Annotated in this window: 11 protein-coding genes; 10 read left to right on the top strand and 1 reads right to left on the bottom strand. The window is 72.0% G+C overall.

All coding sequences use genetic code 11. The features are described 5' to 3' along the window. Positions 1-84: 84 nt before the first annotated feature. The 10 genes from hpt (at position 85) to ACI6PP_RS07645 (ending at position 7,459) form a co-directional block, all read left to right on the top strand. Positions 85-642 carry a hypoxanthine phosphoribosyltransferase gene (gene hpt, locus ACI6PP_RS07690; protein WP_476712926.1) on the top strand — a complete coding sequence of 186 codons (558 nt, stop codon included), beginning with the start codon at positions 85-87 and terminating at the stop codon, positions 640-642. Between the two features lie 312 nt (positions 643-954). Further along, the gene (ftsH, locus tag ACI6PP_RS07685) at positions 955-2,982 is read left to right on the top strand and encodes an ATP-dependent zinc metalloprotease FtsH (protein WP_421110506.1); all 2,028 of its coding nucleotides are present in this window, start codon (positions 955-957) and stop codon (positions 2,980-2,982) included. A 1-nt stretch (position 2,983) separates the two neighbouring features. Continuing rightward, the gene (gene folE / locus ACI6PP_RS07680; protein WP_421110505.1) at positions 2,984-3,589 is read left to right on the top strand and encodes a GTP cyclohydrolase I FolE; all 606 of its coding nucleotides are present in this window, start codon (positions 2,984-2,986) and stop codon (positions 3,587-3,589) included. 52 nt (positions 3,590-3,641) lie between these two features. Beyond that, a complete protein-coding gene (gene folP / locus ACI6PP_RS07675; protein WP_421110510.1) occupies positions 3,642-4,436 on the top strand; it encodes a dihydropteroate synthase in 795 nt (264 codons plus the stop codon). Beyond that, positions 4,429-4,893 carry a nuclear transport factor 2 family protein gene (locus ACI6PP_RS07670; protein ID WP_421110504.1) on the top strand — a complete coding sequence of 155 codons (465 nt, stop codon included), beginning with the start codon at positions 4,429-4,431 and terminating at the stop codon, positions 4,891-4,893. Before folP ends, ACI6PP_RS07670 begins: the two co-directional genes overlap by 8 nt. Further along, positions 4,893-5,273 (top strand): dihydroneopterin aldolase, encoded by a 381-nt coding sequence (gene folB, locus ACI6PP_RS07665; RefSeq protein WP_421110503.1) that lies wholly within the window; start codon positions 4,893-4,895, stop codon positions 5,271-5,273. The genes ACI6PP_RS07670 and folB overlap by 1 nt, the downstream gene beginning before the upstream one ends. Further along, positions 5,270-5,833 carry a 2-amino-4-hydroxy-6-hydroxymethyldihydropteridine diphosphokinase gene (gene folK, locus ACI6PP_RS07660; RefSeq protein WP_421110502.1) on the top strand — a complete coding sequence of 188 codons (564 nt, stop codon included), beginning with the start codon at positions 5,270-5,272 and terminating at the stop codon, positions 5,831-5,833. Before folB ends, folK begins: the two co-directional genes overlap by 4 nt. 5 nt (positions 5,834-5,838) lie before the next feature. Next, entirely contained in the window at positions 5,839-6,318 is a 480-nt protein-coding gene (locus tag ACI6PP_RS07655; protein WP_421110501.1) for a DUF3180 domain-containing protein, read from the top strand. Between the two features lie 74 nt (positions 6,319-6,392). Further along, entirely contained in the window at positions 6,393-6,977 is a 585-nt protein-coding gene (locus tag ACI6PP_RS07650) for a hypothetical protein (RefSeq protein ID WP_421110500.1), read from the top strand. Between the two features lie 83 nt (positions 6,978-7,060). After that, the gene (locus tag ACI6PP_RS07645) at positions 7,061-7,459 is read left to right on the top strand and encodes a hypothetical protein (protein WP_421110498.1); all 399 of its coding nucleotides are present in this window, start codon (positions 7,061-7,063) and stop codon (positions 7,457-7,459) included. A gap of 52 nt (positions 7,460-7,511) precedes the next feature. Here ACI6PP_RS07645 and ACI6PP_RS07640 read toward each other — a convergent pair whose 3' ends face one another. Next, positions 7,512-8,732 (bottom strand): NADH-quinone oxidoreductase subunit D, encoded by a 1,221-nt coding sequence (locus ACI6PP_RS07640; protein WP_421110496.1) that lies wholly within the window; start codon positions 8,730-8,732, stop codon positions 7,512-7,514. Positions 8,733-8,791 lie beyond the last annotated feature (59 nt).

Here is an 8,791-nt window from a genome sequence, read left to right as displayed (position 1 = left end):
GGTGATGCCGGGGCATCACCACGCACCGACAAGTCCCCAGAACCGACGGCGGCGGACGGCGGACGCTGTGGGAGGCTGGACCCCGTGGACCAGACGCGCGTCAACGACGACCTCGACCCCGACGGGCTGCTGATCAGCGAGCAGCAGATCCAGGACCGGCTGGTGGAGATGGCCCGGTCCATCGAGGCCGACTACGAGGGCGAGGACGTCCTGTTCGTCGGCGTCCTCAAGGGCGCGGTGATGGTGATGGCCGACCTCGCCCGTGCCGTCGACCGCCACGTCGAGATGGACTGGATGGCGGTGTCCTCCTACGGGTCGGGCACCACGTCGTCCGGCGTCGTGCGCATCCTCAAGGACCTCGACGCCGACATCTCCGGGCGCCACGTGCTGATCGTCGAGGACATCATCGACACCGGCCTGACGCTGTCGTGGCTCGTGTCGAACCTGCGCTCCCGCGGCCCCGCGTCGGTCGAGATCGCCACCCTGCTCCGCAAGCCCGAGGCGCAGCAGATGAAGGTCGACGTCAAGTACGTCGGCTTCGACATCCCCAACGCCTTCGTCGTCGGCTACGGCCTCGACTTCGACGAGAAGTACCGCAACCTGCGCTCCATCGGCACCCTCGCGCCCCACGTCTACTCCTGACCTGCGGACCTGGGCATCCCGCCTGGCGGCGTTGCGACCGTCTCGCAGGGCAGACCCGGCCCAGCTTCGCCGTCCGCGCCTTGCCAGCCGGGCGCCCAGACCCGCAGGACGGCGAGGGTCGGGCGGCCCGGACGTTCGCGGAGGGCAGACGCTCCACGGAACACCGCCCCTGCGCCGCTCGTTGACCTCCCGTGGGCCCGGGACACCGGCCGTCCGCCCGGTCGCGACCGGGACAGATGGTCACCCCGAGCCCGTGTACCGTTTGGGAGTCACTCACCTATCCTCCGAGGAGCGGGGCGCAGGCCCCCCATCATGGATTTCAAGCGCATCTTCAAGGGTCCCTGGCTGTGGATCATCCTGGGCGTCTTCGGCGTGCTCGCCGTGCTCCAGCTCGTCTCGGCCAACAACGGGGACCGCGAGGTCGACACGTCGACCATGGTCGGCTACTTCGACAGCGGTCAGGTCGACACCGTCACCTTCGTCGAGGGCGACCAGCGGATCGAGGCGACCCTCGACAACGGCGACCGTGTGCGCGCCAACTGGATCGGCACCCTCGGCGACAGCCTGCAGCGCCAGGCCGAGACCCTCAAGCAGGACAAGCAGCTCAAGGACTACGACGTCGAGGTCCCGCGCCCGGGCATCCTGAGCACGCTGCTGCTGTCGATCCTGCCCATCCTTCTGATCGTCGGCCTCTTCCTGTTCCTGATGAACAGCATGCAGGGCGGCGGCGGACGCGTGATGCAGTTCGCGAAGTCCAAGGCCAAGCTGATGAGCAAGGACACCCCCAAGACGTCGTTCTCCGACGTCGCGGGCTGCGACGAGGCCATCGACGAGCTCGGCGAGATCAAGGAGTTCCTCCAGGACCCCGCCAAGTTCCAGGCCGTCGGCGCCAAGATCCCCAAGGGCGTCCTGCTCTACGGCCAGCCCGGCACCGGCAAGACGCTCCTCGCGCGCGCCGTCGCCGGTGAGGCCGGGGTGCCGTTCTACTCGATCTCCGGCTCGGACTTCGTCGAGATGTTCGTCGGCGTGGGCGCGAGCCGCGTCCGCGACCTGTTCGAGCAGGCCAAGGAGAACGCCCCCGCGATCGTGTTCATCGACGAGATCGACGCCGTCGGACGCCACCGCGGCACCGGCATGGGCGGCGGCCACGACGAGCGCGAGCAGACCCTGAACCAGCTGCTGGTCGAGATGGACGGGTTCGACGTCCGCGGCGGCGTCATCCTGATCGCCGCGACCAACCGTCCCGACGTGCTCGACCCGGCGCTGCTCCGCCCGGGCCGCTTCGACCGCCAGATCGGCGTCGAGGCCCCCGACCTCGCCGGACGCAAGCAGATCCTCGCCGTCCACTCGCGCGGCAAGCCGCTCGCCGACGGTGTCGACCTCGAGTCGGTCGCCCGCCGCACCCCCGGCATGTCCGGCGCCGACCTCGCCAACGTGCTGAACGAGGCCGCGCTGCTGACGGCCCGCGAGGACAAGAAGCTCATCGACGACGCCGCGCTCGACGAGGCCATCGACCGCGTCATCGCCGGCCCGCAGAAGCGCACGCGGCTGATGAGCGAGCACGAGAAGCTCGTCACGGCGTACCACGAGGGCGGCCACGCCCTGGTTGCCGCGGCCCTGCCCGGCAGCGACCCGGTGCACAAGATCACGATCCTACCGCGAGGCCGCGCACTCGGCTACACGATGGTGCTGCCCGACGAGGACAAGTACTCCCAGACGCGCGCCGAGCTGCTCGACAAGCTCGCCTACATGCTCGGCGGACGCGCGGCCGAGGAGCTCGTCTTTCACAACCCCACCACCGGTGCGGGCAACGACATCGAGAAGGCCACCGGGCTCGCCCGCGCCATGGTCACCCAGTACGGCATGAGCGAGAAGCTCGGCGCCGTGCGCCTCGGCGAGGACAACGGCCAGCCGTTCCTCGGCCGCGACATCGGGCACGCGCGCAACTACTCCGAGGAGGTCGCCGCGCTCGTCGACCACGAGATCAACAAGCTCATCACGAGCGCGCACCAGGAGGCCTTCGACATCCTCGTCGACAACCGCGACGTCCTCGACGCGCTGGTGCTCGAGCTGATGGAGAAGGAGACGCTCGACAAGGCGCAGGTGGCGGCGATCTTCGAGGCGCTGCACCGCTCGGACGCGCGTCCGGCCTGGACGGGCTCGGACAGCCGCCAGCCCTCGGCGCTGCCGCCCGTCGCCCCCAAGGGCCTCAACGGCACCCGTCCCGACGGCGACGAGGAGGGCTCGATCCTGCTCGCCCCGGGCACCGACGGCGACGTCCACGGCGGGGGTCCCCTCCCCGGCGGTGGCGAGCCGGAGCCCCCGGGCCCCGGGATCTGACATGACGGCGGCGGGGGACCAGGCGGTGGCGCCGACGCTGGGGGAGGTCGACCTCCCCCGGGCGGCGGCCGCGGTCCGCGAGCTGCTCGTCGCGGTCGGGGAGGACCCCGACCGCGACGGCCTGCGCGAGACGCCCGAGCGGGTCGCCCGCGCCTACGCCGAGATGCTGTCGGGCCTGCGGCAGGACCCCGCGCAGGTGCTCGAGAAGCGCTTCGACGTCGACCACGACGAGCTGGTGCTGCTGCGCGACATCGAGCTGTGGTCGATGTGCGAGCACCACCTGGTGCCGTTCACGGGCGTCGCCCACGTCGGCTACATCCCCGCCCGCGACGGCAAGGTGGTGGGGCTGTCCAAGCTGGCGCGCCTCGTCGAGGTGTACGCCCGGCGCCCCCAGGTGCAGGAGCGGCTCACCACGCAGATCGTCGACGCCCTCGAGGATTACCTGCACCCGCAGGGCGCCATCGTCGTCGTCGAGGCCGAGCACCTGTGCATGTCGATGCGCGGGGTCAAGAAGTCCGGCGCCCGCACCATCACCAGCGCCGTCCGGGGCCAGCTGCGCGACCCCGCCACCCGCGCCGAGGCGATGGGCCTGATCAAGGGTGCCTGACGTGCTGCCGGCCACCGTGCGGAGCCTGCCCGCGCAGAGCCGCGCGCTCGTGATGGGCGTCGTCAACGTCACCCCCGACTCCTTCTCCGACGGCGGGCTCTGGTTCGACCCCGACCGCGCGGTGGCCCACGGGCTCGAGCTCGCGGCGCAGGGTGCCGACCTCGTCGACGTCGGCGGCGAGTCCACCCGCCCCGGCGCCGAGCGGGTCGAGCTCGACGAGGAGCTGCGCCGCGTCGTCCCCGTGGTCCGCGAGCTCGCGGCCGCGGGCGTGCGCGTCTCGGTCGACACGATGCGGGCCGAGGTGGCCGAGCGGGCCGTCGAGGCCGGCGCGGTGCTCGTCAACGACGTGTCCGGCGGACGCGCCGACCCCCGCGTGCTGCGCGTGGCCGCCGACGCCGGCGTGCCGTTCGTGCTGATGCACTGGCGCCAGCACTCGGCCACGATGCAGCAGCACGCCGTCTACGACGACGTCGTGCGCGAGGTGCTGGACGAGCTGCGCTCCCAGGTCGACCTCGCGGTCGCCGCCGGGGTGCCGCCCGAGCACCTGGTCGTCGACCCCGGCCTCGGCTTCTCCAAGAACGCCGACCACAACTGGACGGTCCTCTCGCGTCTCGGCGAGCTGCACGCGCTGGGCCTGCCGCTGCTCGTCGCCGCCAGCCGCAAGCGGTTCCTCGGCCAGCTCCTCGCCGGCGAGGACGGCGAGCCCGTCCCGGTCGCGCGACGCGAGTCGGCCACCACGGCCGTCACCGCGCTCGCCGCCGCGGCCGGCGCGTGGTGCGTCCGGGTGCACGAGGTGCCCGCCAACCTCGACGCCGTCCGCGTCGCCGCACGGTGGACCCGTGGCTGAGCCCGGGGCCGTCGCCGAGCCCGTCCGCAAGGCCGTGCTCGCCGCCCACCAGGGCTTCTACGACGCCATCGAGACCGGCGACCTCGACCTGATGGCGTCGCTGTGGGCCGACGACGACGCCACCGTCTGCGTGCACCCCGGCACCGAGGCCATCACCGGCTCCAGCGCCATCCGGCGCTCGTGGGCCATGGTGATGGCGCAGCTGGGCTACGTGCAGTTCATCCTCACCGACGTCACCGTCGCGCTGGTCCGCGACGCCGGCGGCGAGCCGGTCGCGGCCGTCGTCGGCTGCACCGAGAACGTGCTGTCCGAGGCCCCGGACGGCACCGACGCCGGGTTCGCCGGAGGGCGGGCGGTCTCGAGCAAGACGCTGGTGCGGGCCGCCGGCGGCTGGAAGGTGCTGAGCCACCACTCCTCGCCGGTGCTGATGCCCGACGACGAGGACGAGGAGGACTGATGGCCGACCGCGACCAGCCGCTCGACCTGATCGGCGTGACCGGCATCCGGGCGTTCGGTCACCACGGCGTGCTGCCCGAGGAACGCCGGGACGGCCAGACCTTCGTGGTGGACGTGCTCCTGGGCGTCGACACCCGCGAGGCCGCCCGCACGGACGATTTATCGCGAACCGTCGACTACGGTACGTTGTCCGCAGGGGTCCACGACGCCGTGGCGTCCGATCCCGTGGATCTGATCGAGACCCTCGCCGACCGCGTGGCCACGCTCTGCCTGGCCTCCGGGCCGGTGCACTGGGTTCGCGTGACCATCCACAAACCCCAAGCGCCCATCACGGTGACGTTCGACGACGTCACCGTCGTGATAGAGCGGAGTGCCTCGTGAGCGAGACGCCGAACCCCTACATCCTCGACGCCGACACGATGACCGGCGGCATGCGCCCGATCCGCCAGGCCGTGCTCGCCATCGGCTCGAACCTGGGCGAGCGCCACGACAACGTCCAGGGAGCGGTCGAGGCCCTCGCCGACACCCCCGACGTCACCCTCGTCAGCGTCTCGGCGGTCTACGAGACCAAGCCCGTCGACGCCCCCGACGGCTCGCGCGACTTCCTCAACCTGGTGGTCCTCATCGACACCACGCTCACCGTGCACACGCTCCTCGACCGCTGCCTGGCCATCGAGGACGCCTTCGGCCGCGAGCGCGGCGAGCAGAACGCGCCCCGCACCCTCGACGTCGACCTGATCGTGGTCGGCGACCGCATTGCGCAGGACGACAAGCTCACCCTCCCGCACCCGCACGCCCACGAGCGCGCGTTCGTGCTCCGGCCCTGGCTCGACCTCGACATCGAGGGCGAGATCCCCGGCAAGGGCTTCGTCGCCGACCTGATCGGCTCGGTCGACGAGAGCGGCATCACCAAGCGCGAGGACGTCGAGATCGTCCTGTGAGCCGGATGCGGCGCACCTCACCGGTCGCGCTCGCCCTGCTCGTCGCCGTCGGCCTGGTGGCCGGCCGCGCCATCCGCATCGTCGTCGAGAACCTCGGCTGGATCGTCCCGTCCGTGCCGTGGACGGCGCCGGTCGCCCTGTTCTTCGTCGCGGCCATCCTCGGGACGCTCGCCTGGTCCACCTACCAGGCCCTGCACCGCGACCGCCGCCGCATGCAGTCCGACCGCGCCGTCCGCCTGCTCGCGCTGGCCAAGTCGTGCGCCGTCGTGGGCGCCCTCGTGCTCGGCGGCTACCTCGGGTTCGCGCTCAGCTACGTCGACTCGATGGACGCCGCGCTGCCCCGCGAGCGGGTGGTGCGCTCGCTCGTCGCGGCGGTCGGTGCCGCGCTGGTGCTCGTCGCCTCGCTGCTCCTCGAGCGCGCCTGCGAGGTGCCCAAGGACCCCGACGACGAGAAGGCGGGCCCGGGCGACAGCGCCCGCGCCTGACCTGCGACGACGCACCGCCCGCCGTGCGGCGTGGCTCCCCGGACGACGCGCGCCGGGTGCCTAGGCTGGGCGCCATGTCCTCCGAACGACGCCGCCTACGCTCCGGGCGCGCGCTGGGCGCCGTCGCCCTGCTCGCCGGTGCTTCCCTCGTGGTGACGTCGGCCGCCCTCCTCGCGACCTTCCCCGTGCTGGTCGGCGCCGCGGCGCTGGCCGTCGTGGCGGGTGTCGTGGCGGCCCGTCTGCTCTCCAACGAGATCGCGCACACCCGACGGGAGTGGTCCAAGGACCGCGCCCAGCAGGCCAAGGCGTACCAGCGCATCCTGTCCGACCGCACCCGTGAGCAGGCGACCTTCGCCCAGCAGATGACCGAGCGGCTCACCCGTCGCGACGCCGACCTGCTCGAGGTCCGCGGCAACCTGCGGATCTCCGAGGCCCGGGCCCACGAGACCGGTCAGAGGCTCGAGGCCGAGCGTCGTCGCAGCGCCGAGCTCAGCGAGACCGTCGAGGGGCTCAAGGCCGACCAGGACCAGGTCGCCGAGGCGCTCGCGGTCTGGGACGGCGCCGACGTGCCGACCATCGTCGACCTCCTCAACTGGGAGCAGGCGGCCACCGCGGCCAGCACCCGCGCCCACGACGACGAGTCGCGCAAGCAGGCCTGATCGTCGGGATGCTGGGCCCGTTCGGGTCCGGGCTGGTTCACTAGACCCTCCAGCACTCGCACGCGTCACGGGGAGCACACGACATGGATCGAGCCGGGGACGGCAGCGCCGACTCCTCGACGCACGCCGACGAGGCGGCGCCCACCGTCACGGTCGAGCGTCTCGAGGCGTCCACGCCGGCCGAGCAGGTCTACCTCGACACGGTGTTCTCGCACTTCGACACCATGGCCACCGCGCCGCCCTGGCAGCGCTGGTGGAGCCGCGCCCACGAGGGTGCCCTCGTGCTCCGCGTCGTCGTGGGCGAGACCCGCAACTTCCCGCAGGTGCAGCGCGTCGAGGGCGGTGTCGTCGCCTCCATCTGCCGACGAGACATCGACTTCGCCGACGACGACGCGGCCCGCGTCGTCGCCGAGACCAACGTCCGTCACCTGGCGCTGACGCTCCAGGAGCTTCTCGACGTCAAGCCCCCTCCGGAGCTCTAGCGGCCCTGGCATCCCGCCTGGCCACGTTGCGGGAGATCCACGAAGCGATCGGCTACTTGTCGATGTCGCCGACGACGAAGAACATCGAGCCCAGGACGGCCACCATGTCGGCCACGACGCAGCCCTGGAGGACGTGGGGGAGCACGGCGACGTTGTTGAACGACGCCGAGCGCAGCTTGAGCCGCCACGGCGTCTTCTCGCCGCGCGAGACCAGGTAGTAGCCGTTCAGTCCCAGGGGGTTCTCGGTCCAGACGTACGTCGAGCCCTCGGGGGCCTTGACGATCTTGGGCAGCCGGACGCCGACGGGGCCGGGCGGCAGGTCGTCCAGGTGCGCCAGGCACGCGTCGACGAGGTCGAGCGACACCCGGATCTGGTCGGCCAAGCAGCAGAAGCGGGCGTAGGAGTCGCCCTCGGTACGCGTCACGACCTTGAGCACGCCCTCGTCGGCGAGCGTCCCGTACGCCAGGTAGGGCTCGTCGCGGCGCAGGTCGAGGTCGACGCCGCTGGCCCGCGCGATCGGGCCGGAGACGCCGTAGGCGTGCACCAGCTCGGGCGACAGCACCCCGACGCCCCGCGTGCGGGCGCGGAAGATCTCGTTGTCGAGGACGAGGTCCTCCACCTGCGGCAGCCGGGTGCGGACGGCGTGGACGGCGGCGCGCACGCGTCCGGTCCAGCCGGCGGGGACGTCCTCCTTGAGCCCGCCGACGCGGTTGAACATGTAGTGCATCCGGCCGCCGGAGACCTCCTCCATCACCTCCTGGATCGTCTCGCGCTCGCGGAACGCGTAGAACATCGGCGTGATCGCGCCGATCTCCAGCGGGTAGGAGCCGAGGAACATCAGGTGGTTGAGCACCCGGTTCAGCTCGGCGAGCATCGTGCGCAGCCAGACGGCACGCTCGGGCACCTCCATGCCGAGCATGTGCTCCACGGCCATGACGACGCCCAGCTCGGAGGAGAACGCGCTCAGCCAGTCGTGCCGGTTCGCCAGCACGATGATCTGGCGGTAGTCGCGCACCTCGAACAGCTTCTCGACGCCGCGGTGCATGTAGCCGACGATCGGCTCGCACGCGACGATCCGCTCGCCGTCCAGGGTGAGCCGCAGGCGCAGGACGCCGTGGGTGGCGGGGTGCTGCGGACCGACGTTCAGCACCATGTCGGTGGTGGCGATCGTCGATCCCGGCCCGCCGCCGCCCCGCTCGTGGTCGAAGCCGGCCGCGCCCGCCCCGATGCCGACGACGACCTCACGGCCGTCGGGGCGGTCGGCGTCGGTCATGGCGTCACCCTAGGCGGAGCGGACGTGTCGCCGGTGTGACGGTCGTGTGGCGGTCGGCC

The sequence above is a fragment of the Solicola agrisoli genome, from assembly GCF_049059935.1.
Lineage (GTDB): Bacteria > Actinomycetota > Actinomycetes > Propionibacteriales > Nocardioidaceae > JAURVT01.
This window is presented reverse-complemented; position numbering and strand designations above follow the sequence as displayed.

Bases quoted from the DNA above. Each gene is read 5' to 3' on its own strand.
- ACI6PP_RS07645 (WP_421110498.1), top strand. From the start codon at position 7,061: ATGGATCGAGCCGGGGACGGCAGCGCCGACTCCTCGACGCACGCCGAC.
- ACI6PP_RS07640 (WP_421110496.1), bottom strand. From the start codon at position 8,732: ATGACCGACGCCGACCGCCCCGACGGCCGTGAGGTCGTCGTCGGCATC.
- folP (WP_421110510.1), top strand. From the start codon at position 3,642: ATGGGCGTCGTCAACGTCACCCCCGACTCCTTCTCCGACGGCGGGCTC.
- folB (WP_421110503.1), top strand. From the start codon at position 4,893: ATGGCCGACCGCGACCAGCCGCTCGACCTGATCGGCGTGACCGGCATC.
- ACI6PP_RS07650 (WP_421110500.1), top strand. From the start codon at position 6,393: ATGTCCTCCGAACGACGCCGCCTACGCTCCGGGCGCGCGCTGGGCGCC.
- ftsH (WP_421110506.1), top strand. From the start codon at position 955: ATGGATTTCAAGCGCATCTTCAAGGGTCCCTGGCTGTGGATCATCCTG.
- folE (WP_421110505.1), top strand. From the start codon at position 2,984: ATGACGGCGGCGGGGGACCAGGCGGTGGCGCCGACGCTGGGGGAGGTC.
- ACI6PP_RS07655 (WP_421110501.1), top strand. From the start codon at position 5,839: ATGCGGCGCACCTCACCGGTCGCGCTCGCCCTGCTCGTCGCCGTCGGC.